This is a genomic window from Lacibacter sp. H375 (assembly GCF_037892425.1).
Lineage (GTDB): Bacteria > Bacteroidota > Bacteroidia > Chitinophagales > Chitinophagaceae > Lacibacter.
In genome coordinates this window covers 1,059,627-1,080,330 of sequence record NZ_JBBKTT010000001.1, presented here as the reverse complement: position 1 = coordinate 1,080,330, position 20,704 = coordinate 1,059,627, and the positions used below count along the sequence as shown (strand labels likewise).

At 40.2% G+C, this 20,704-nt stretch carries 18 protein-coding genes; 11 read left to right on the top strand and 7 right to left on the bottom strand.

Annotated features, from left to right (window positions below; genetic code table 11):
- Position 1 precedes the first annotated feature (1 nt).
- The 11 genes from WG954_RS04775 (at position 2) to WG954_RS04725 (ending at position 11,935) form a co-directional block, all read left to right on the top strand.
- Positions 2–658, top strand: a complete 657-nt coding sequence (locus tag WG954_RS04775; protein WP_340434145.1) for an HAD family hydrolase — start codon at positions 2–4, stop codon at positions 656–658.
- A gap of 21 nt (positions 659–679) precedes the next feature.
- A complete protein-coding gene (locus WG954_RS04770; protein ID WP_340434143.1) occupies positions 680–1,240 on the top strand; it encodes a hypothetical protein in 561 nt (186 codons plus the stop codon).
- 208 nt (positions 1,241–1,448) lie between these two features.
- Positions 1,449–2,777 carry a vanadium-dependent haloperoxidase gene (locus WG954_RS04765; protein ID WP_340434141.1) on the top strand — a complete coding sequence of 443 codons (1,329 nt, stop codon included), beginning with the start codon at positions 1,449–1,451 and terminating at the stop codon, positions 2,775–2,777.
- Positions 2,778–2,823: 46 nt separating this feature from the next.
- Entirely contained in the window at positions 2,824–3,930 is a 1,107-nt protein-coding gene (locus WG954_RS04760; RefSeq protein WP_340434139.1) for a transporter family protein, read from the top strand.
- 39 nt (positions 3,931–3,969) lie between these two features.
- Entirely contained in the window at positions 3,970–4,914 is a 945-nt protein-coding gene (locus WG954_RS04755) for a transporter family protein (protein ID WP_340434137.1), read from the top strand.
- 24 nt (positions 4,915–4,938) lie between these two features.
- Positions 4,939–6,489, top strand: coding sequence for a vanadium-dependent haloperoxidase (locus WG954_RS04750; protein ID WP_340434135.1), 1,551 nt, complete (start codon positions 4,939–4,941; stop codon positions 6,487–6,489).
- An 89-nt stretch (positions 6,490–6,578) separates the two neighbouring features.
- Positions 6,579–7,715: a DUF3179 domain-containing (seleno)protein gene (locus WG954_RS04745; protein WP_340434133.1), complete on the top strand. Its 1,137-nt coding sequence runs from the start codon at positions 6,579–6,581 to the stop codon at positions 7,713–7,715.
- 137 nt (positions 7,716–7,852) lie between these two features.
- Positions 7,853–8,845: a LacI family DNA-binding transcriptional regulator gene (locus tag WG954_RS04740; protein WP_340434131.1), complete on the top strand. Its 993-nt coding sequence runs from the start codon at positions 7,853–7,855 to the stop codon at positions 8,843–8,845.
- A 63-nt stretch (positions 8,846–8,908) separates the two neighbouring features.
- Positions 8,909–10,174 carry an MFS transporter gene (locus WG954_RS04735; RefSeq protein WP_340434129.1) on the top strand — a complete coding sequence of 422 codons (1,266 nt, stop codon included), beginning with the start codon at positions 8,909–8,911 and terminating at the stop codon, positions 10,172–10,174.
- Positions 10,175–10,176: 2 nt separating this feature from the next.
- Positions 10,177–11,673, top strand: coding sequence for an alpha,alpha-trehalase TreF (gene treF / locus WG954_RS04730; RefSeq protein ID WP_340434127.1), 1,497 nt, complete (start codon positions 10,177–10,179; stop codon positions 11,671–11,673).
- The gene (locus tag WG954_RS04725) at positions 11,666–11,935 is read left to right on the top strand and encodes a hypothetical protein (protein WP_340434125.1); all 270 of its coding nucleotides are present in this window, start codon (positions 11,666–11,668) and stop codon (positions 11,933–11,935) included. The genes treF and WG954_RS04725 overlap by 8 nt, the downstream gene beginning before the upstream one ends.
- 3 nt (positions 11,936–11,938) lie before the next feature.
- Here WG954_RS04725 and WG954_RS04720 read toward each other — a convergent pair whose 3' ends face one another.
- The 7 genes from WG954_RS04720 to WG954_RS04690 form a co-directional block, all read right to left on the bottom strand.
- On the bottom strand, positions 11,939–13,882 hold the full coding sequence (locus WG954_RS04720) for an alpha-amylase family glycosyl hydrolase (protein ID WP_340434123.1): 1,944 nt from the start codon (positions 13,880–13,882) through the stop codon (positions 11,939–11,941).
- 4 nt (positions 13,883–13,886) lie between these two features.
- Entirely contained in the window at positions 13,887–14,840 is a 954-nt protein-coding gene (locus WG954_RS04715; RefSeq protein WP_340434122.1) for a carbohydrate kinase family protein, read from the bottom strand.
- A gap of 29 nt (positions 14,841–14,869) precedes the next feature.
- Complete coding sequence (locus tag WG954_RS04710) at positions 14,870–16,621, bottom strand: glycoside hydrolase family 13 protein (protein WP_340434120.1); 1,752 nt, start codon at positions 16,619–16,621, stop codon at positions 14,870–14,872.
- Positions 16,622–16,640: 19 nt separating this feature from the next.
- Positions 16,641–18,128: an MFS transporter gene (locus tag WG954_RS04705; RefSeq protein WP_340434118.1), complete on the bottom strand. Its 1,488-nt coding sequence runs from the start codon at positions 18,126–18,128 to the stop codon at positions 16,641–16,643.
- Positions 18,129–18,328: 200 nt separating this feature from the next.
- On the bottom strand, positions 18,329–19,318 hold the full coding sequence (locus WG954_RS04700) for an NAD-dependent epimerase/dehydratase family protein (RefSeq protein WP_340434116.1): 990 nt from the start codon (positions 19,316–19,318) through the stop codon (positions 18,329–18,331).
- 51 nt (positions 19,319–19,369) lie between these two features.
- Positions 19,370–20,212, bottom strand: a complete 843-nt coding sequence (locus WG954_RS04695) for a 3-hydroxyacyl-CoA dehydrogenase NAD-binding domain-containing protein (protein WP_340434114.1) — start codon at positions 20,210–20,212, stop codon at positions 19,370–19,372.
- 38 nt (positions 20,213–20,250) lie between these two features.
- A complete protein-coding gene (locus WG954_RS04690) occupies positions 20,251–20,703 on the bottom strand; it encodes a hypothetical protein (RefSeq protein WP_340434112.1) in 453 nt (150 codons plus the stop codon).
- Position 20,704: the final 1 nt, after the last annotated feature.

Sequence of the window (20,704 nt, the reverse complement as noted above, 5' to 3'; positions counted from 1 at the left end):
TATGAACAAAGCCTTTCTCTTCGATCTCGACGGTACACTTATCGATACCATGCCCTGGCATTTTAAAACATGGCAGATGGTTGTACAGGAAATGGGTAGTCCACTGGAAGGCGCAGCATTGATGAATGAATTATACGGCAATGGTGCCGAGCTAATGAACCGCCTCATCCCCGGTCGAACATTCACTGAAGAAGAAGCCAAAGCAATTGTTGATGCAAAAGAGGAACGCTATCGTCAACTATATGGCAAACAAATAACGGTGCTGGAAGGAACAAGAGAATTTTTAGACGAAGCACTTCTGCAAAATATTCCAATGGGTATTGGTACCGCCAGTAACCAGGCCAATATTGATTTTGCATTAGATCAGCTGCAGCTACGCTCTTACTTCACCGGAATTGTTGGTGCGGATGATGTGCAATTGAGCAAGCCGCATCCTGAAACATGGTTGAAACTTGCCGAGGCGTTGCAAACCCCGCCCGGGCATTGCATTGTGTTTGAAGATGCGCCGAAAGGTGTGGAAGCTGCCCAGAAAGCAGGGATGAAAGCAGTTGCCATCACGGGGCATTATTCTGCAAACGATTTCGAAGAGTACGATAATATTTTAAAAATTGTTCCGTCGTTAAATGCTTTGCAGGTAAAGGATTTCCTTTATCTTTAAAGGGCCAAAAATGAATTGCTGTTGAGAATAATTGCTTCCATATTCTTCCTCACTATACTTCTGTTCAACTGGTTTGGTTACCGGGTTGTTATGGATTATGTACAGCAAAAAGCCGATACACATTTCGAACAAAAACTTGATAACAAAGAATACGATGCAACTGCATTGATTGAAGTGCGTGCACCTGTAAGCTTGCCTTATCAAACCGATTGGAAAGATTTTGAACGTGTAAGCGGCGAAATCACCATCAACGGAATGCATTACAAATATGTAGAGCGCAAACTTGAAGGCGGGGAAATGATTTATAAATGTATTCCCGATGAAAACAAAGCCCGTTTGGTAAACGCACGGGAAAATTTCTTTAAGCTTGTAAACGATCTGCAAAATCAGCAGGAACAAAAATCAGGTAAGCATCCTGCACCCTCGTACAAAGCTTTTTCATTTGACTATTGTGAGCAGTTAAGCCATTGGTCGCTCGATGTATTGGACAAACTGCGTCAACCATTCAACCATACCTTTTCAGCAACTACACTATCTGCGTTCATTTTAACAGCAGAACAGCCTCCGGAAGTAACAGCATAATTGCTTTGTTACTCATTTCCTTTTCATGTTTATTGAATAATTAATTTGTAATGTGTTATAACACCTTGAGGGGGTATGTTTCCGCACACTTACAGGCGCATTAATAAAATGAGTAACAAAGCTCAACAGCATTCCACATTTGAAAGGAGCGTCGCCTATGCAGCAGCATAGCGTGCTAAAGACCGTTACAAAAAAATAAGACCAGAAGATGAAACAAATTGTATTCGCAGCAATCGTTGCAGTTTTTATGATTGCATGCAAACCCAACGGAGACTATAAGGCATATACCAATGATCCTTTTTTATACAGCAGAACAGTGAAGAAACTCAACAATGTTGTATTGGAAAATAATTTTCCGCCAATGATCGCTGCACGTAATTATGTGTATGCAAATATTGCAGCATACGAATGTGTTGCAGCAGGCGATAAGAATTACAGAAGCATGAGTGGGCAAATTAAACACATGCCGCCAATGCCGAAACCTGATACAACAAAAGCACCTATTGATTTTTCTTTAGCTGCATTGCTTGCATTTACAAAAGTTGGTAATGCTGTTACGTTTCCTGAAGGAAGCATGATGGAGTATTACAATGAACTGAAAGCAAATGCTGATTCAGCAGGTATGCCATCAGACATGTTAGAGAATACAATTGCTTTTTCTGATACGATCGTTGCCTCTATACTCAAATGGAGCAAAGGCGACAATTACGCTGCAACACGTGGCGCAGAAAAATTCACCGTGCGTGAAGAAAATGGCCGTTGGTTACCTACACCACCTATGTATGCAACTGCAGTGGAACCACATTGGGGAAAAATTCGCCCAATGGTGTTAGACAGTTCTTCGCAGTTTGAAATTCCACGCCCACCGGTATTTGACGTTACAAATAAAAACAGTGCTTACTATAAGGCAATGATGGAAGTAAAAAATGTGGGCGATAGTTTAACGGATGAACAAAAACATATTGCTGATTTCTGGGACGATAATCCGTTTAAGATGAATGTGAGCGGACATGTAATGTTTGCTACCAAAAAGTTTTCACCTCCGGGGCATTGGTTAAATATTGTAGGTATTGCAGCAAAAACAGCAAAGGCTGATTTTAATTCAACTGTTGGGGCATACGCCATTACCTCCATCGCATTTTTTGATGCATTCATTCGTGGATGGGAAGAAAAATACAAGAGCAATTATGTACGTCCTGAAACAGCGATCAATAAATATGTTGACCAGGAATGGCGCCCTTATATTCAAACACCTCCGTTCCCTTCTTATGTAAGTGGACATGCCACTAATTCTGCAGCAGCTGCAGAAACAATGACATCTTGGTTTGGTGATCAACTTTCCTTTACTGATACTTCATTACTGGAGTTTGGTATTGCGAACAGGGAAATCAAATCATTCCGTGCGGCAGCGGCTGAAGCTTCTATGTCGAGATTGTATGGCGGCATTCACTATCGTTTCGATAATGAAGAAGGATTAAAGGCAGGCCGGCAATTGGGAGAACTGATCGTGCAAAGGATCAAATTAAGAGCTAACTAAAGGAAACACCTGATCGATTACAATCAACAACCAAACTATTATTGAAATGAAAAAAATACTTGTATTACAATTGATGCTTACGGCATTCGTTTCTTTTATGATGAATGATGTTGCTGCACAAGGTTGCGTTGCTGTACGCAGCAATGGAGCAATGTGCACGGTGAGCCATGCCGATGGAGAAGACAATCACAAATGGCAATTAACAACGGGTTACCGTTATTTTCATTCCTTCCGTCATTTTGTTGGAACAGAAGAACAAAAACAGCGTGTTGAAGAAGGAACAGATGTGCGTAACTGGCAACATGCACTTGATTTCACCTTGGTACGTAAACTCAACAAACGCATGTCGCTTGCTGTAAACATGCCACTTATTTCCAATCGTCGTTCATCAATGTATGAGCATTATGGTAACAGCAGCACAAATCCCAATGCAAGAAGAGAAACAACAACGTTCGGCATGGGTGATATCCGTATTACTGCTTACCGTTGGATGCTTGATCCAATGAAAAGCAAAAGAGGAAATATCCAGGTGGGATTGGGATTAAAACTTCCTACAGGTGATTACCGTTACAACGATTTCTTCTGGAAAAATGATTCTACAAAAGTGTTAGGTCCGGTTGATCAATCGATCCAGTTGGGTGATGGTGGTACCGGTATTTCATTGGAGTTGAATGGTTATTATGTATTCACAAAAGCGTTGAGTGCTTATGGAAATTTCTATTATTTGAGTAACCCACGTGAACATAATGGGGTATCAACTGCAAGAGGCGGAACAACTTCTGCTACAAATATTTTGTATGGCAGCAGTGTTATGAGTGTGCCCGATCAATACATGTTACGTGGCGGGTTGAACCTGATGGCTGGTGCATTCTCTGCATCTGCCGGTGTTCGTTTAGAAGTAGTTCCATCAGAAGATATCATTGGAGGCAGCAGCGGTTTCCGTCGTCCGGGTCGCATTTTTGGTGTAGAGCCAGGCGTTGCTTATCAATTTAAAAAAGTAAGTCTGTTTGCAACTGTTCCATACTGGTTCAGCAAAAACCGCACACAGAGCTATGCCGATAAACAGCGTACAAAAATTACAGGCGTATTTGCACAAGGCGACGCTGCTTTTGCTGATTATTCAATTAACCTTGGCTGTACAGTAAAATTCTAATTATCAGAAAATCTATAGTTCGTATAAAACAATCATCAAATGAAATTGACTATTAAAACGGTGTGGATAATGTTGCTATGCGTTGCAGCAAAATACTCATCGGCCCAAACAGATCTTGATGCCATCATGATGGAGAAGAATGCTTTTTGTGTTGGCCCCGGTTATTCCTACAGCAGTTGGAAGGAATACTGGGAGGGAACCAAAAAAAGAGAGAACCTCAATCTTGGAACAGTATCAACACAAATGTTTGCCGTAATGGGCAACTACGGCGTTTCCAATAAACTGAATGTGTTGTTTAATGTACCGTATGTTGTTACTAAAGCAAGTGCGGGAACATTAAGAGGCCAACGAGGCATGCAGGATCTCAGCCTCATGTTGAAATACCGTGCCATCAACAAAAAGGTCTTTAATAATCGTATTGCACTCATTGGTATGTTGGGTGGGTCTATTCCACTTAGTAATTACACAGCCGATCTTTTACCATTATCGATCGGTTTGCAAAGTAAAACAGCAATGGCAAGACTGATGCTGGATTACTACTACGATAATAAATGGTTTGCCACAGCATCTGCAACCTATGTGTACAGAAGTAACGTTACGCTCGATCGTGATTCGTATTACACTGATCAATTTATTCTTTCGAACGAAGTGAACATGCCGAATGCAACCAGTTACAATATTCGTGCAGGTTACCGCACACAGTGGATCATTGCAGAAGCGGTATTAAATAACTGGACAACAAAGGGCGGTTTTGATATCACGCAAAATAACATGCCTTTTATCAGCAATCGTATGAATGCCACTTCACTTGGTGCAAACTTCAAATTTGTTTTTCGCAATACGCCACAGCTTTCTTTAACAGGAGGAGCCAGCCAGGTAATTGCCGGAAGAAACATGGGACAAAGCTTCAATGTAAACGGAGCTGTGTTTTATGTCTTCGATCTCAATAAAAAAGAGAAAAAGAACAAACAAGGCACAAATTGATCTAACACAAGAAAAAACGAAATTATGTACATCAACATAAAACAAATTACTGCTGTGGTACTGCTATGTGTTACAGCAGTATCGTGCAGTAAAGAAATTACAGAACGAACCAAAACTACTGCAGCGTTAAACCCTGCAAACATTGATATTGACGCAGGCACATGGAAACCTGTGTTGCTTACAGCTCCCAATGAATTTGCCGTAGCCGCACCCGGTGCAGCAAGCGGCCCCGGTTACACAGCCGAGATCAACGAGATTAAAAGCTACCAGAAATCAATTACAGGTGCGCAGAAGGAACGCTTGAACTATTGGGGTGCAGGCGCAGTATTACGCTGGAATGAAATTATGCGTGGACTTGTTGCAAAATATAACTTGCCGCCGTTTCAAAATCCCGATGGCACGTATCCTGTTCCTGATGCAAACAATCCATTTAATAATCCGCAATTCCCGTTTGCCAACCCACCGTATGCATCACGTGCATATGCATATGTAAGCGCTGCACAATATGATGCATTGGTAGCAGCATGGCATTATAAGAAATTATATAATCGTTTAGCGCCTTATAAGATCAACAATACCATTACAACGTTGCTGCCGCAAACTGATCTGCCATCTTACCCAAGTGAAGATGCAGTAGTTGTTGGTGTGATGATTGAAATGCTGAAACTATTTTTCCCGGGCGAGCAGGCCGCTATTCAACAACTCGCAACTGAACATAAGAATGCAAGAATCATGGCAGGCATGAATGTGCGGAGTGATATTGAAGCGGGTGAAGCATTAGGAAGACTGGTTGCTCAAAAATTTGTTACACGAGCAAGAGGCGACAGAGCCGGTGCAGCAGTTGGTAACGCAGCATTGTGGCAACAAATGGAAACGCAAACAGCAGCAACAGGTGAAACACCATGGATAAGTATGGAGTCACCAAAGCGTCCACCCATGTTACCATTGTTCGGTCGTGTGCGAACATGGTTATTCGATTCGCTAACGATGGTAACAAGTATTCGTCCCGGACCACCACCGTCAACTAAATCAGAAAAATTTAAACAGGAAGTGGCTGAAGTATTGCATTACAGTAAAAATGCAACAAGAGAACAACTGGCTACTGTGCATTACTGGGCCGATGGTTTGGCAACACATACACCTCCGGGTCACTGGAACGCAATAGCTGCTGATGATTTTATTGGTCAACGTTTTAGCGAAGTGCGTTGGGCACGTAACATGGCATTGTTGAATATGAGTATGATGGATGCTGCTATCGCTTGCTGGGATGCAAAGTTTTTTTATTTCAATCCACGTCCTTCACAAGTAAATCCTGAAATAAAAACATGGACTGGCTTACCGAACTTTCCAAGTTATACAAGTGGTCACTCTACATTCAGTGGAGCAGCTGCTACAATTCTTGGTCGTATTATACCGTCACGTAAAACAGCTTACGAGAATATGGCAAAAGAAGCATCGCTTTCAAGATTGTATGGTGCTATCCACTACAGAAGTGATTGTGAAGAAGGATTGAAATGTGGTAATGTAATTGGTGGTTACGCTATTTCAAGAGCAAATCTTGATGGAGCGAATTAATAGCGAGTATTTATTTTTAATCAGTAGTATAAATTGTCCCTCCCCTGTTTTAACAGGGGAGGCTGTTTTTTAAATCAACAATAAATCATATGAAATTGCTTTTTTGGTTTGCTGTTATTGGTTTGATCTTGTTTGAAGTGTGCAATGTGTATTTCATTATGCCTATGCCCGGCAGTCAGCGGATGAACAGTATTGATGTTGCTTATTTTTTATACAATTATCGCTGGTATTTCAGATTATTATTTGCAGGTTTATTATTACTTGGTTTAGTAAAAAGCAAATGGAAAAGAAAATGGGTGCCGGCAATTCCGTTGGTATTGGCTGCAGTCGTCATCTATATGGCCAATTTTAAAATGGCAGCAGATGCAATGTTTCAACAACCCAAACAGATCGTATTCAAACATGCTGCTGATAATAAAGTTGACAGCAACAGGTTAATCATCGGCATTGAAATAAACGGAGAAGCAAAAGCTTATCCTGTTCAATACATCGGTTATCATCATCATCTGCAGGATACAGTTGGAGGCAAAGCCATATTAGTAACGTATTGTACTGTATGCAGAACAGGTCGAGTGTTTGAACCAATGGTCAACGGTAAACATGAACAGTTTCGTTTAGTAGGTATGGATCATTTCAATGCAATGCTTGAAGATGAGACAACCAAAAGCTGGTGGCGACAGGCAACGGGTGAAGCAATCGCAGGTGAATTAAAAGGTTTTAACTTGATTGAATTGCTGAGCAAACAAACGTCATTAGATAAATGGATTGAGTTGCATCCGCAAACAAGTATTCTGCAAGCAGATCCTTCCTTCATAAAACATTACGATACTTCATACAAATATGAAAGCGGAAAAAGTAAAAGTAAACTCACAGGAACAGATAGTCTTTCCTGGAATGATAAATCATGGGTTGTTGGGATACGAGTTGGAAATAAAGCAAAAGCATATGACTGGAATCGTTTAAAAAAAGAACGCATCATTCATGATACATTTAACCGAACAGCTATTCTTCTGCTTCTTGCAAAAGATGATAAAAGTTTTTTTGCATTCGAACGCTCTTCGTACAACGATTTGTTTTTATTAAACAACGATACTGTAACGCTTGGCAATAATCACTTCAGATTAAATGGAACTGGTATTGATACAACACTAAACTTAAAACCAATTATAGCCTACCAGGAGTTTTGGCATAGCTGGCGCACGTTTCAACCACAAACGGAAAAATAAAAAGTATATAATACAATTATAGTGCTGCAGTGATCTATGGTTTCTGTGGTTGTTTTTCTTTTTGATTGCTGGATGTAGAAAAAAATTATCTTTAACCTACTAACGATTAAAAATAATTCGATTCCAAAGATTATTGCATGCAGCAAAGTACACTAAAAAAACTGTCCGAAGCCCTTGGTATCAGTATCTCAACTGTATCACGTGCATTAAAAGATCATCCGGATATTTCTGCTGCCACAAAACTTAAAGTAAAAGAACTGGCGGCGGCAATGGAGTATGAACCTAACAGTTATGCCGTGCAATTGCGCACAAGACAAAGCAATGTGCTGGGGTTGCTTGTCCCGTCCATCGATAATTTTTTTTACGATTCATTTATTGCTGCGGTTGAAGATGAAGCCAGGAAGTTTGGCTATTCTGTAATGATCATGCAGTCGAGAGATAATGTAGAGATCGAAACAGCTAATCTCAACATCTTTCGCAAGAATATGGCAATGGGTGTTTTTGCAACAGTATCAATTGCCACAGATGACATGGCACCTTTTCATAAACTGGAAGATCTGAAAATACCGGTGATATTTTTTGATCGTGTACCGGAAGAAAAAGGTTTTCATACCGTTTGTTTATCAGATGCTGATGCTGCAAGGCTTGCTGCTGAAGCTATCATTGAAAAGAAAAAACAAAATGTGTTGGCATTGTTTGGCCACCCGCATCTCAGCATTTCAAAAGTGCGTAGTAAAACATTTGTTGATACATTCAAACAACAACTCCCTTCTGCTAACATAACACTTCATTTTCCTGAACAACCTGAACCTTCAAAGGAAATTGCATTAAAAGCATTGCAATCAACAAGCCCACCTGATGTTATTTTCTGCATGGGCGATCTTATTTTAATTGGTGTGATGCGTGCAATTCATGAACTGAATTTAAAAGTTCCGGAAGATGTTGCTGTCATCAGTATCAGCAATGGCTTTATTCCAACCATGTATAACCCTGTCATTACCTATGTTGAAACGAGCGGTTACAAGCTTGGCAAACTCTCTTTTTCTCAAATGCTGGGGCGTTTAAAAGGGGAAGAAGTTTCCGAAAACGTTTGCGTTGAATCAATACTTGTAAAAGGTGGTTCTTTATAGTGAAAATGCTTTGGTAAGTGATTGGTAACGGGTATATTTAATTACACGTTTCATTTACTTGCCATGACCAACCTTCGCATTAAGATCTCACTGTTCCTTAATTATTTTGTTTTTGCAATACTGCTTAACAGCGTAGGCACTGTTATATTACAAGTGCAGGCAAACTTTGATGTTTCAAAAGGTTCGGCCAGTGTGCTTGAAGCTTTTAAAGATCTCAGTATTGCGATCACTTCTTTTCTTATTGCTTCTTATGTAAATAAGATCGGCTATAAAAAAACGATGCTCATTTCATTGGGGTTGATCGCTGTGATGTGTTTGATCATTCCATCAGTGAGTAGTTTTATGATGACAAAGATGTTATTTGCTGCGGCAGGTATAGGATTTGCATTGATCAAGGTTAGTGTGTTTGCAACAATTGGACTCGTTACCAAATCAAAGAATGAACACCTGAGCTTCATGAATTTTCTCGAATCATTTTTTATGGTTGGAGTATTAACAGGTTATTTCCTGTTTGCATCAATGGTTGATAACAATAATCCGAAATCAACAACATGGTTCAATACATATTATATTCTAGGTGGACTTGCTGTTGTTGCATTTCTATTGTTATTCACTACAAAGCTTGATGAATCGAGCATTAAAGAAGCAGAGCAATCCAAATCGGCATCTGATGATTTTGTAGAAATGCTGAAACTTATTCTATTACCGCTTGTACTTGTGTTTATATTCAGTGCATTCTTTTATGTGTTGATCGAACAAAGTATCATGAGCTGGTTACCTACGTTCAACAAAGATGTGCTGCAACTTTCTACAAGCCTGAGTATACAAATGGCGAGCATCTTATCAGCATCAATTGCATTGGGTCGTTTTCTTGCAGGGTTGATATTAAGAAAAGCCGATTGGCTGATCGTATTAGTTGTTTGTTTGCTTGCTGCAGGTGCATTGGTTTTACTTGCTGTTCCGTTAACTAAAAATATTACAGGAATAACAGTGAATAGCCTGGCCGATGTTCCCTTAGTCGCATTTATTTTTCCGCTGATCGGTTTGTTCCTGGCACCTATTTATCCTGCCATCAACTCTGTTATATTGAGTAATCTTCCTGCACACCGTCATGGATCAATGAGTGGGTTGATTGTTGTGTTCTCGGCATTAGGTGGTTCAACGGGTTCTATCATTACAGGAAATATTTTTGAAGCATATGGCGGACAAACCGCTTTTTATTTTTCATTAGCACCCATTTGTATTTTGATCGTGTTGTTATACGTGTTCAAACGGCTGCAGCCAAAAACGGGCGCAGTAGTTGATATAAAAATGAAAGGAGGACATTGACAGTGAGACAGAAAGAAATTTTTGAATTGAGTCCTTTGTTTGAGGATGTGCAGATGCAACAGGTATTTGAAGATGGAAAAACATTTGTTGATTGCACGCCAAAACAACCAACCGAACTTATTCTTGCAGAATACCAGCAGGAGAAATCACAACCAGGATTTGATCTGCGTTTATTTGTAATAACGCATTTTGAACTGCCACATGTTTTTGCCGGCGATTATCATACCGATGCAAAGGAAAGTGTAGCTGAGCATATTCATGCTTTATGGCAGGTGCTCACTCGTGAGCCCGATGCTGTGCAACGTGGCTCATTGATACCGTTACCCAATCCATACATTGTTCCCGGCGGCCGTTTTGGTGAAGTGTATTACTGGGACAGTTATTTTACCATGCTTGGTTTAAAAGAATCAGGTATGTATGAAATGATCGAAAACATGGTAAACAATTTCACGCATCTTATTCATACCATCGGCTTTATTCCAAACGGAAACCGCACTTATTATCTCGGACGATCACAACCTCCTTTTTATGCGTTGATGGTTGAGTTACTAATGGAAATAAAAGGCGAAACAATTCTTACTAACTATCTCCCGGCATTGGAAAAAGAATATCAATTCTGGATGATGGGTGTTGATGCAATTTCGGCCGAGCATCGTTTTGAAAAACATGTTGTGTTGATGGAAGAAGGTGAACTGCTGAATCGTTACTGCGACGCATATCATACTGCAAGACCGGAATCGTATCGTGAAGATGTGGAGCTGATGCATGCGGCCAAACAACCAACAGAAGCATTGTATGCGCATTTACGTGCCGGAGCAGAATCGGGATGGGATTACAGTTGCAGATGGTTTAAATCAGAAGACGATTTTGCTTCGATACATACCACAGAGATCGTTCCTGTTGATCTTAACTGTTTGCTGTTTCATTTAGAGGAAACTATTGCTAAAGCTTACATGTTAAAAGGCGATGAAAAAACTGCTCAGAAATATATTGGCCTGGCAGTACAAAGAAAACAGGCAATTCATCATTACTGCTGGAATGAAGCGCAACAGTTCTTTACTGATTATGATAGTGCAGATCATTCGCAAAAGCAGATCAAAACTCTGGCAGGAGTTGCGCCTTTGTTTTTTAAACTGGCTACACAAGAACAAGCAGATGCAGTGGCTGCTACACTCGAAAACGAATTTTTAAAAGACGGAGGATTAACAACTACATTACAAACAACAGGTCAGCAGTGGGATGCGCCGAATGGCTGGGCACCTTTGCAATGGATGAGTATAGTTGGTTTGGAAAATTATGGTCATACTCAACTTGCCGCAACAGTGGCCAAACGATGGATACAACTTAACACCGATGTATACCAACGTACTGGTAAATTGATGGAAAAATACAATGTTGTTGATACACATTTAGAAGCCGGAGGTGGAGAATATGCTGGACAAGATGGTTTTGGTTGGACGAATGGAGTTTTGTTAGCTTTGATGAAGAAATATGAATAGCCTCAGATTAAATAAATCACTTACGCTTTCTGTTGAATTATACAATGGTAAACTTCGCTTCGTGATAAATGAATCGGGTCATGAATGGGTATGCAGGATTGAACGAAAGAAAGCAATTGCCGCATTTCTTCAAACAGAAAGTGGCAGTATTTTTAAAGGACGCTTACAATTGCACAAGCTCAGGAATGAAATTGCAGTGGAAGTAAAAGGTGAAGTAGTTGGTACTGTGCTACTTTCGTCGTTTCATAATCTGATTAGCTAATATCTATCCTTCCAGCAAAGCAAATTCATAAGGGGCCAATACCAGGAATTCATGATCCTGTCCCACTTTGTACGTTTTCCCACTCCAATGATCAACTAAAGTTGTTGGCGGATTTCCTTTTTCTTTAAAGGCATACCAGGTTAAGTAAGCAGCCGCATTGCTGAAATTAAACACACAAAACAAACGTTTCTCCTCTTTATATCGAATGTAACCTGCTACATGAACATTGTGTGGCGTAAGCCAAATGAGATTGCTACGATCGGCTACAACAGGTAACTGCCCTCTTATTGCTAACAACTTTTTTGTTGCACTGAAAACAATTTCTTCAACAGTTCCTTTCTGTTCAGCTTTTTTATTCTTACCCCAGTCAATGACCGGCCGGTGCATCCAGCGGTTATCATAACTCTTGCCTTCATCCTGTAAATAGGAATAATCATTTGTATAACCAACCTCATCACCATAAAATAACATTGGCACACCACCAAGAAAGAAACTATGTGCCTGCATCATTACTATTTTCTGGATCGAAAGATCGATTGCTGCTTTATCTTTTTTAACCATTGCCTTTTCCAATCCGCATAGCGAAGCAAGTGATCCGCTGATGCGTGCATCACCTGTTTTTGGATTACTGGAAAATAATGCACCCACTGCCGGAGAACCAGGGTGAACACCTGAATAATATTCTTTCAGGTATTTGCGGTGGGCGTAGGAATTATAACCTGCCTCTTCGATCATACTGTCGTCATAACCTAAACCAATATCATCATGGCAACGGGTGTAAGTGATCCACGACGTGCCATAAGGTTTTTTCAGAAGCTCATGTTGTGCAGCCAGCATTACTTTGGTATCACCTGTTGCCAGCATATCCCACTGTAACGCCATATGTGTGGCATTGTAAGCAAAATCACATTCACGTGCTGTATAGTTATCAGTACCAAAATATTTCATGATCTCTTTTGGTGCAACAATAGCTTCACCCAACAACGCCATTCCCGGCGATGCTACCTGTACACATTGTTTGATTAAACGTAACAGTGTATGCGCCTGTGGTAAATTCTGACAAGTTGTACCAAGTTGTTTCCAGATAAACGCTGGTGCATCAATCCGTAAAATATCTACACCAAGATTTGCATAAAAGAAAATGGTATCAAGCATTTCAATAAACACCAACGGGTTGGTATAATTCAAATCCCATTGGTAATTGTGAAACACTGTCATAACCCATTTATTACATTCTTCTATGTATGTAAAACTTCCGGGCGAACTTTCAGGAAAGATCTCCGGCATAGATTTATCATATTGATCGGGTAAACTTCTGTCGTGGTAGAAATAAAAATAATCCTGGTATTTCTTTTCACCTGCTTTTGCTTTTAATGCCCATTCATGTCTGTGCGATGTATGATTCAGCACAATATCGATCATCAGGTACATATTGCGCTTCCGCATTTCTTCCTGTAAGTGTAACAGATCTTCAAGCGAACCAAAACGTTCATCTACTTTCCTGAAATTTGAAACAGCATAACCGCCATCACTTTCATTGGCCGGACTTTCAAATACCGGCATCAGGTGAAGAAAGTTAACGCCAAGATTTTCGAAGTAGTCAAGTTTTGTTTCCAGGTTTTTGATATTGCCACAAAAACGATCCACATACAAACTCATGCCATTGATCTTGTTGCTGAGGAACCAATGTTCCTGTTCCAGCTTTTGAATATCACGTTGCTTTAAAACTGAAGGACGTTGCTTATATGCATTGATGATGGTTTTGATCAACTCATCAAACAATGTTTCTGCAGCTGGATAATGCTCATACAGTTGCAGGTATAGTTCAAAGATGGCAGAAGTATCTGCAAGAAACCTTGTGTAAAACGGATTGTCTTTTCCGCCAACATCTATCTGATGTTCTTTGAGCAGCGCATTGATATGTTCATGAACTCCGAACGTGTACATAACCTTAATTGAAGATGTCGTTACTTAAATGTTTAAATGCTTCCATAGCACCGAGATATTCACAGGTGCGTGCACCTGCTTTGTTTGCATTGCTGATGATGGTTTTCCAATCATCCATACTTATTGACTTGATCTCTTTATTTGATCTTTTACTTAATTGATATAAAACTGCTCCCGTAAATGCATCGCCTGCCCCGGTTGTATCAACAGGTGTGATGGGAATGCTGGGAATGATCACAGTTTCATTATTCAACCCAAGCAAGGTTCCTTCTTTGCCAAGTGTAATGGTAAATACAGCATTTGTTTTTTGCAGAAATACTGTTGCGGCTTCTTCAACTGTTACAGTGCCTGTAAGCATCATGGCTTCTTCATCACTTACTTTAAAAAAGTTACAATGCTCCAGGAAGTACCATGACTGATTGATAAATGATGCAGTATTGTTCTGAAATAGAAGGTGACGGTAATTCGGGTCGAAGCTGATGAACAGTTCATTTGCTGATGCTTTGTTAAGCAAGCCAATATATGCTTCCTGCAAAGGGCCTGGCAAAAAACCAGTCGCTGAACCAAAATGCACAATGACAAATGCGTCAAGATCGATTGCGTCGACTTCTTCCTTTGTTAACTGTCCATCGGCACCACGATTGAAATAAAAATCCCGCTCTCCATTTTCCATCAGCGAAACAAACGCAAACGTGGTGAAGTAATGAGCATCCTGCAACATATGTTTTGTAGACACACCGAAACTTTTCATAACAGCTACCAGGTGATCACCAAACGGATCAACGCCAACTTTTGCAGATAACTCAACATGGCCACCTAATGCCGCAATAGCAGCAGCCACGTTCGTAGGAGCGCCACCCGGTTTTTTTAGGAAATTTTCACCGGCGATAAGTGCTTTGCCTTTATCGATACAGATCATATCAATCAATGCTTCACCAATGCAAAGAATCTTATTCATGTGAGTTTAATATTGGGTTTGATATATATTTATAATTTAAAAATCACCGCTTCATAAGGCCGCAGCTTATCGGCCGCAGGAGCTGTTGTATAATTATTGATCAACACTTCTGCTTTACTTGCGTCAACTCCGGTTTCTACACTAACATCTTTATTTCTGAAATTGAGCAGCACCAAAAATTTTCTTCCTTTCAATTCTCTTGTAAAAGCAAATACATCGGGGTTATCGGCATCAACCAATGTGAACGATCCGTAAATAAGTGTTTCATTCTCTTTCCGCATTTTGATCATTTTACGGAAGTAGTTCAGTGAACTGTTTGGATCTTTTTCTGCAGCGGCAACATTTACTGTATAATAATTCGGATTTATTTTCAGCCAAGGTGTGCCTGTTGTAAAACCAGCTCCCGTTGTTGTATCCCATTGCATAGGTGTGCGACCGTTATCACGTGAAGAAATTTTCATGCCTTCAAGAAAACGTTTCATGTCGCCGCCCTTTGCTTTTACCTGCGCATAGTTTGTGTGCAGTTCTACATCATTGTAATCTTCCAGTTTATCGAACTTGATATTACTCATACCAATTTCATCACCAAAATAATAATAAGGGGTTGCACGCATACTTAAAATAAAAGTGGTTAACATTTTTGATGATAATTCTCTGAACTCCGGTGCATCATTTCCCCAACGTGTAACCATGCGTGGCTGATCATGGTTGCCGAGATACATCGTGCCCCATCCTTTTTCGATAAATGCGCTATCCCATTTTTTATAAATGCCTTTCCATTTCACAAGATCCCACCCCTTAGGATCAGGCATTTTATATTCATTTGGCAGATAACCAAAATCAATTGCTTCAAAGTTGTAAGCCATGTTCAGTTCGTTGCGGTCTTCATCAACAAACAGTTTTACACGGGGTACATCACCCATTGCTTCAGCCACAGTAACAAGTTTGTAAGGAGTTAATACTTCTTTATTCATTTCCTGTATGTACTCATGCAAATGCGGGCCACTTGCATAATACAAGGTCCAGTTGCCATTGTACTCAGCCGGTAGTGCAGGCCAGGTAGTATCTTTTGAAATGAACGCAAATGCATCCATACGAAAACCATCCACCCCTTTCTTTCCCCAGAATTTCATCATGGTATAGATATCTTTTCGCAATGCCGGATTTTCCCAATTAAGATCGGGTTGAAAATCGCCGAAGTAATGCAGATAGTATGAGTTGGTAGGTTTGTTATACTCCCAGCCATAACCTTTTTCATCGAAGATGCTGAAGCGGTATGGTGGTTCGCCTTTTTCTGCAGGCCACCAATGAAAATAATTGTAGTAAGGACTGTTTCGTGATTTGCTGGCTTCTTTAAACCACTTGTGTTCATTGCTGCAATGGTTAAGCACGAGGTCCATCATTACTTTAATGCCCCGATCATGAAAACCTTTCAGCAACACATCAAAATCATCCATTGTGCCAAACTGCTTCATGATGTTTTGATAATCGCTGATATCATAACCATTGTCTTTATTGGGCGATTCATAAACAGGATTTAACCATACTGCATCAATACCGAGTGATTTGATATAATCGAGTTTGGAGATAATGCCTTTCAGATCACCAATGCCATCACCATCGCTGTCTTTAAAACTGCGTGGATAAATTTGATAGACAACAGCTTCTTTCCACCATGTACGTTTGGTGCTTAGATCACTTTGTTCTTCTTTTGTTTCTTCATTGTTGCACGACAAAAAGAGCAAGCAACTCAAAACAATATAGAAACTGAATTTTTGCATAAACTTGTTTTAGTATTCATTAATGTCCTCCACCGCCCATCAACACCACATCTTCTCCGGCTTTATCTGATTTAATGAATAACGTAAGCAATGCAGCTATGACAAGGAACACACCTGCAAATGCAATCGCATTACCCGGATCATTATTCAGAAAATTCTTCAGGATAAAACCAAATGTTGTTGTTTGAATAAACATGGGTATTACGATCATCATATTAATAACACCCATATAAACGCCATAACGTTCTTTTGGAATTTTACTTACCACAATGAGATAGGGAATACCCATCATACTTGCCCAGCCAATTCCAAAACCGGTGATAGCAGGAAACAACAAATATTTGTTTTCAATAAAAGGAAAGAATAATAAACCAACACCTGCCAGAATTAAACAACCGAAATGCACCAGCTTGGGTGAATATTTTTTTGCGAAGTACACCAAGCCGAATGCGCATAGGAACGTAACAATATTATACCAGCCATTTACGAGACCCGTCCATCCAACTGCTTTTTCATACAACTCCGGATTTTGTTCAGGCGTTGTATTCCAAACGGATAAGGCAATACTCTTTGAAGAGTTTTGCCAATAACAAAACAAAGCATACCACTGGAACAAATACACCAGTGCCAGCTGCCACATTACTTTCGGCATTTGGGTAATGGCATCTACAATTTCAATATTCTGTGCAAAGAGAATCTTCAGTGTTGGATGTTCTTCTGCATAATTCAATACACGACGCAACAATCCTTTTACAAACAAGGAAGGAATGAGTAAGATGGCAATGATGATGTAAGCAACAACTGTTGTAATGATCGACAGAAAAAATTGTATGGCCGGATGCGGCATGCCTTTGTTCTTCTCGTATAGTGTTTTTAACTCGTCTTCACTTGGTGGTATTTCAGGTGTAGTGCGTATACTCCACCAGATAGAACCAATTGAACAAATTGCACCAAGAAAAAAAGAGGCGAACACCCAGGTTGGAAGTTTACCTGTTTTACCAATAAAGATCAATGGAAAAATAAAGAGGGAAACATTTGCAAGTGTTTGACCAAAACCGGTAAAGAAACTCTGCGCCTGGAAACCGGTAGGTTGTTGCGATGCATCTAATTTATCTGCAATGAATGCACGGTAAGGTTCCATTGCTGTGTTGTTGCCTGCATCGAGTATCCATAATAATCCTGCTGCCATCCATAATGCACTGCTGAACGGAAATAGAAATAATGCAATGCTGCAGATCATGGCACCAATAAAAAAATACGGAGTGCGTCTGCCAAAACGTGGATGCCATGTTTTATCGCTCAATGCCCCAATGATGGGCTGGATAATTAAACCGGTGAGTGGTCCTGCTAAATTGAGCCATGGAATTTCATCGGGCTTTGCACCTAAGAAATCGTAAATAGGATTGACGGCACTTTGCTGCAAACCAAAGCTGTACTGAATGCCGAAGAAGCCAACATTCATATTAATGATCTGCCAAAAACTTAAATGGGGTTTGGAAATAGACATGTGCAGTTAGTTGGGTTGAGGCAATGGTTGTTTTAAATCTTACACACAACTGCACGTGGCAGCAATCATTATGAAGATAAACCAAGTTTTTTATGCCTCTGTACTGCAAACGGTTGATGTGAGGAAATCGTGGGTGTTCAGGTATGCAATACTTACAACACTATGATGAAAAGTAACAGGTTGCCGGAAGTATGGCATACCTATTTTAAACCGTAATGGTCGATAAGCCAATTACAGGTACGCTTCACCGTTTCATCGATAGGTGTAAAGCTAAAACCCGGTAACATCTGTTGCACTTTTGATGCATCGTAGAAAGTTTTCACCTGGGCGGTGCTGGCCGTTTCTCTTGTGAGCAAGGGTTCTTTATTACTGAACATAGCTTTGAGTGCTTCCATGCGCCAAACAAGATTGCCCATCCACGGTTTTGCTAAACGCTGCGGTGCACGAACACCAAATCCATCTGCAATCTTATTGAACAAATCACGAAAGCTTAAATGTTCTGCACTTAACAAAAAACGTTCAGCTGAAATATCGCTGTTCATTAAACGGATCATGACCTCAGCTACATCTTTTGCATCAACAAAGCCGGTGCCGCCTTCGCTGTACCAGGGAAATTGGCCATGAATTTTTTTGAAGATAGCTACCGAACCATTTTCCCAGTTCGATTCGCCCAGTATAACGGAAGGATTAACGATGGCAGCATTCAAACCTTCGCCGATGCCACGCCAAACCTCCATCTCTGATAAATATTTTGTTTTGCCGTAGTGTGAGTTGTTCGTCTCTTCAGTCCATTCTGTTTTTTCAGTAATGAGCTCGCCTTGCCTTAAACGACCGACAGCTGCAACCGAACTTACATGAATGAACTTATCAATATTATTCTCCAGCGCCATGTTCACCATGTTGGCCGTGCCTTCAATATTGATCTTGTACATCTGCTGCCTGCGACTGCTGTGGTATGATACAACAGCTGCACTATGGTACACCTGTTTGCAATCCTGCATAATATCGCTGAGCAGATTTACATCAAGCACATCGCCTTTGATCCATTCGATCTGTTGTTTTTCTTCTTCGCTCAACAGTAAGGGCATTGATGTGCGGTACAATGCTTTGATGGGTCCCTGCTTTTCCTGCAACAACTGTTTCAATAAAGCCGAGCCAACTAAACCTGCGCCGCCGGTAACGAAGATCATGCGAAGTACGATTTAAGAGCCACGAAGTACGATGTTTTCATGCAATGTGTTTCAATATTTATAGTAACCCTCACCGGTTTTACGACCGAGCTTATTTGATTCTACTTTTTCTTTTTGAATAGGTGATGGTTTCAAACGTTCGGGTTGACCGAGTTGCTCATACACACTGCAGCTTACAGCATAGTTAATATCGTTGCCAATAAGATCCATGAGTTTGAACGGTCCCATTTTAAAACCACTTGCTTCCATTAGTGCATCTACTGTTGCAAAATCGGCAATGCCATCTTCCACTAATTTCAGTGCTTCAATATAGTAAGGTCGTGCAACACGATTTACAATAAAGCCGGGAGAATCTTTACAGATGACAGGAGTTTTGTTCATCTGTATTGTTAACGCAACCAACTGTTCAATTACTTCTTGATTGGTTTGTTCACCACGAACCACTTCAACTAATTTCATAATGGTGGCAGGATTAAAGAAATGCAAACCTGCAACCCGTTGTGGTTTCTGTATTGATTTCTGTAAAAGTGAAATGGATAACGAAGAAGTGTTACTTGCGAAAATTGTATCGCTGTGATTGATCTCTGCCAGTTGATTGAACAAGGCAATTTTTGCTTCGGGCTTTTCAATGATGGCTTCAATAATTACATCGGCAATGCAACCATTGATGTCGTTGATATATTGAAGATTGCCTTTTATATTGTTGCGTTGTTCTTCCGTTATTTTTTGTTTTGCAACTAAACTGTCGAGATTGGAATTGATGGATGCTTCAGCTTTTTGTAATACTTCAGTGTTCAGATCAAAGAGTAGTGTATAGATGCCGCTTTGTGCAGCAGCCTGTGCAATACCGCTGCCCATAGTTCCTGCACCGCAAACGCATAAAGTCTGAACCATGATTTGGGGAGATGATTAGGATTTAGAAGATGGGGTTGTTACTCCAAAACAATTTTACTTCTCGTTTCGATATCGGTTCGCTGATCAAAAACAAAATCAATAAACCTGGCTTCACCAGCTTTTCCTGTTACTGCTACTGATGTGCGACCGTATTCTTTATTATCTACATCAAATACTTTTGCTCTGATTGGCTGATTGAAGTCTTTATCGAAGATGAGGTAAACAACTAGTTTATTATCGTTTGTACTGTCAGATTCGATACTGAATTTTCCGGCACCTACACCTTTACTGGTAAGATCATTCGAAAGCAGTACTTTACAGTCAAAGGTTTTTGTTACGCCTTCTTTTACTCCGTCTGCAAATTCAGAAACACCTTTGCCAACCGTTTCACCGGTTTTATTAATGGCTTCTTTTGCTTTTTCTTTTGCACGGTTACAGGAAACACACAAAACAGTTATTGAAAGAAGAAACAAGGAAACAATTCTATTCATA

What these genes read in the sequence shown, in the direction of transcription:
- WG954_RS04720 (WP_340434123.1), bottom strand. Translation starts at nt 13,882, where the DNA reads ATGTACACGTTCGGAGTTCATGAACATATCAATGCGCTGCTCAAAGAA.
- WG954_RS04755 (WP_340434137.1), top strand. Translation starts at nt 3,970, where the DNA reads ATGAAATTGACTATTAAAACGGTGTGGATAATGTTGCTATGCGTTGCA.
- WG954_RS04740 (WP_340434131.1), top strand. Translation starts at nt 7,853, where the DNA reads ATGCAGCAAAGTACACTAAAAAAACTGTCCGAAGCCCTTGGTATCAGT.
- WG954_RS04695 (WP_340434114.1), bottom strand. Translation starts at nt 20,212, where the DNA reads ATGGTTCAGACTTTATGCGTTTGCGGTGCAGGAACTATGGGCAGCGGT.
- WG954_RS04735 (WP_340434129.1), top strand. Translation starts at nt 8,909, where the DNA reads ATGACCAACCTTCGCATTAAGATCTCACTGTTCCTTAATTATTTTGTT.
- WG954_RS04745 (WP_340434133.1), top strand. Translation starts at nt 6,579, where the DNA reads ATGAAATTGCTTTTTTGGTTTGCTGTTATTGGTTTGATCTTGTTTGAA.
- WG954_RS04710 (WP_340434120.1), bottom strand. Translation starts at nt 16,621, where the DNA reads ATGCAAAAATTCAGTTTCTATATTGTTTTGAGTTGCTTGCTCTTTTTG.
- WG954_RS04705 (WP_340434118.1), bottom strand. Translation starts at nt 18,128, where the DNA reads ATGTCTATTTCCAAACCCCATTTAAGTTTTTGGCAGATCATTAATATG.
- WG954_RS04725 (WP_340434125.1), top strand. Translation starts at nt 11,666, where the DNA reads ATGAATAGCCTCAGATTAAATAAATCACTTACGCTTTCTGTTGAATTA.
- WG954_RS04715 (WP_340434122.1), bottom strand. Translation starts at nt 14,840, where the DNA reads ATGAATAAGATTCTTTGCATTGGTGAAGCATTGATTGATATGATCTGT.
- WG954_RS04700 (WP_340434116.1), bottom strand. Translation starts at nt 19,318, where the DNA reads ATGATCTTCGTTACCGGCGGCGCAGGTTTAGTTGGCTCGGCTTTATTG.
- WG954_RS04765 (WP_340434141.1), top strand. Translation starts at nt 1,449, where the DNA reads ATGAAACAAATTGTATTCGCAGCAATCGTTGCAGTTTTTATGATTGCA.
- WG954_RS04775 (WP_340434145.1), top strand. Translation starts at nt 2, where the DNA reads ATGAACAAAGCCTTTCTCTTCGATCTCGACGGTACACTTATCGATACC.
- WG954_RS04690 (WP_340434112.1), bottom strand. Translation starts at nt 20,703, where the DNA reads ATGAATAGAATTGTTTCCTTGTTTCTTCTTTCAATAACTGTTTTGTGT.
- WG954_RS04750 (WP_340434135.1), top strand. Translation starts at nt 4,939, where the DNA reads ATGTACATCAACATAAAACAAATTACTGCTGTGGTACTGCTATGTGTT.
- WG954_RS04760 (WP_340434139.1), top strand. Translation starts at nt 2,824, where the DNA reads ATGAAAAAAATACTTGTATTACAATTGATGCTTACGGCATTCGTTTCT.